Annotated in this window: 4 protein-coding genes; all 4 read right to left on the bottom strand. The window is 65.5% G+C overall.

Annotated elements, in window-relative coordinates; translation table 11 throughout:
- Positions 1–25: 25 nt before the first annotated feature.
- Positions 26–868, bottom strand: coding sequence for a biotin-independent malonate decarboxylase subunit beta (locus tag BKD70_RS22955; protein WP_070415464.1), 843 nt, complete (start codon positions 866–868; stop codon positions 26–28).
- Entirely contained in the window at positions 861–1,160 is a 300-nt protein-coding gene (locus BKD70_RS22950; protein WP_054897567.1) for a malonate decarboxylase subunit delta, read from the bottom strand. The genes BKD70_RS22955 and BKD70_RS22950 overlap by 8 nt, the downstream gene beginning before the upstream one ends.
- Complete coding sequence (locus BKD70_RS22945; protein WP_054916900.1) at positions 1,160–1,993, bottom strand: triphosphoribosyl-dephospho-CoA synthase; 834 nt, start codon at positions 1,991–1,993, stop codon at positions 1,160–1,162. Before BKD70_RS22945 ends, BKD70_RS22950 begins: the two co-directional genes overlap by 1 nt.
- Positions 1,994–2,178: malonate decarboxylase subunit alpha (locus tag BKD70_RS22940; RefSeq protein WP_175441029.1), on the bottom strand; the 185-nt coding region annotated here is incomplete at its 5' end. It abuts the gene before it with no gap.

Genomic DNA, 2,178 nt, shown 5'->3' with positions numbered 1-2,178 from the left:
AATGCGTTGAACCACTGCAAGCCTCTCATGAGCGTTCTCCCTGATACAGCGCGCGAACCGTCGCCGGCTCGATTTGCGCGCTCGCGTCCAGTTCGGCCAGGCGCGCCAGGTAAAAATCAGCGCGCCGGCTGCGCGGTTGTGTGGGCACGCCCTGCTGCAACAGCGCGCTGACAGTCTGCTGGATCTGCGCCACATCGTCGGCCACATAACGGTCGGCCAAGCCACTGTTGAAGCGCTGCTCGCCACCGGTAAGGCTCCAGATAAACGGGCGGTCGCGGGAGTCGTATTCCTCCAGGCCAGCCTCCTGCTCGATCACTTGCGGGCCATTCAAGCCCAGACGTGCTTCGCGAGTCACCACCAGGTAGCTGCACAAGCCAGCCGCGATGGACATGCCCCCAAAGCAACCGACACTGCCGGCCACCACGCCGATCACTGGCTGGTACTGGCGCAGGTCGACAATCGCCGCGTGAATGTCGGCAATGGCAGCCAGGCCCAGGTTGGCTTCCTGCAAGCGCACGCCGCCCGTTTCCAGCAGTAGCACCGCGCAGGTGGGGACGCCGTTGCGGTTGTCTTCGGCGGCCAGTTCCAAGGCGCCCGCGATTTTCGCACCGCCAACTTCACCCAGGCTGCCGCCCTGGAAATTACCTTCGATCGCGGCAATCACCACAGGCTTGGCGCCGATGCTGCCCTTGGCGATCACCACACCATCATCGGCCTGGGGCACCACGCCTTGGCGGCTGAGCCACGGCGACATGACCCGCTGGAACGGGTCGATCAACTCGCGGAAGGTGCCGGCATCTAACAGCGCCTTGGCGCGCTGTCGAGCGCCAAGTTCGACAAAGCTGTGTTTAGCGAGTAAGTCAGTCATGGCCGACCTCCTCGAAACCTTGCTCCAATCGCAAGCGCACCACACCGGGCGTGGCACCGAAGTCGTGGATATCAATGTTCAGGGCCGGTGGCGTCTGCTCCTGGAAGATGCGTTCGAACAGGTGCTGCCAGCGTTGCTGCGCGCCATTGACCGAGGTTTGCACCTGGATGGTCAAGGTGCCGGGCGTGCCCGGCTCCAGCAGCACTTCCAGGTCGCCCGAGCCGACGCAACCCACCAGCGCACGGCCTTTGGGGGGCTGCCCGGCGGGGAATTCAAAGGATAAGGTTTCCATCACAACGCTCCGTCGAGGCGGTCGATAAACAGGCAGGCGGCCAACAGGTCGGCGGCGCCGCCGGGGGAGGCATTCAAGGCCAGCAGTTGCAGGTCCAATTCATGCAGTTGGCGGCGTCCGGCCAGGGTTGCGCTGCCACCGGCGTCGAGCACAGCCTGGGCGCCCTGTTGCATGGTGGCCAGGCCTTCGGTACCGGCGCGGTAGAGCACGCAGGTGTCTGCCAGGTCCGTCATGATCGCCAGCAAAGCATCCAGCCGGGCGTTCTGCTCACCGGCGTTTTCGCGGCGGCTCTTGTGCAGTTGCGGCAGGCCGCGTTGGGTCACCGAGGGGAAGCCAAGCTGCGCCTCTTCACGGGCACCACGTGCGCCGTAGCGTTGGGCGACCTGGGCGCCATGGCTCATGGGCTGCGGGGAGAAGCGGTCGTTGAGCAGGGCCAGCTTGGCGGCGGTCAGGGTTATGGTGCGGGGCTCCAGGGCCGCCGCAGCGGTAAGCAACCCCAGGGCCCAGATCGCACCGCGATGGGTGTTCACGCCCTGGGTGGTGGCGAGCATGGCCTGCTCACCTTCCCGGCCAATACGCCCGAGCGCTTCGCGCAGGGGCAGGCCGACTTCGCCGATGTCGAGCGCGGCCTCGGCCATTTCCTTGAACATCGGCCACAGCGACAGCGCCGAGGCGTGCATCAGCCCCAGGTGCAAATCGCTGTGGGCGCCGTTGCCGCGCCGGTCTACCAGAGCGGGTTTAGGCGACAAATCCGCTTCGTCGATCAGCGCATCCACGGCCATATCCGCCAGGCGATCGGCCAGGCTCAGTTCATGCTGTTTGAGCGCGCGCATTTACCAGCTCCTGAATTTGGCGGGCGGGTTGTAGAGGCCACCAGACCAGTCCACCAGGTCGGCCACGCTCTTGGCGGCCAACAACTCGCGGGTGGCGTCGGTGCGGCGAATACCCAAGTCTTCGGGCAAGGCAATCAAGCCTTCGCGGCGCATGCGCGCAGTGTCCTTGGGGTTGTGGCGCATAC

This window comes from Pseudomonas sp. BS-2016, from assembly GCF_001806145.1.
Classification (GTDB): domain Bacteria; phylum Pseudomonadota; class Gammaproteobacteria; order Pseudomonadales; family Pseudomonadaceae; genus Aquipseudomonas; species Aquipseudomonas lundensis.
This window is presented reverse-complemented; position numbering and strand designations above follow the sequence as displayed.

Coding starts and splice junctions, on each gene's coding strand:
- BKD70_RS22955 (WP_070415464.1), bottom strand. CDS start 868: ATGACTGACTTACTCGCTAAACACAGCTTTGTCGAACTTGGCGCTCGA.
- BKD70_RS22945 (WP_054916900.1), bottom strand. CDS start 1,993: ATGCGCGCGCTCAAACAGCATGAACTGAGCCTGGCCGATCGCCTGGCG.
- BKD70_RS22950 (WP_054897567.1), bottom strand. CDS start 1,160: ATGGAAACCTTATCCTTTGAATTCCCCGCCGGGCAGCCCCCCAAAGGC.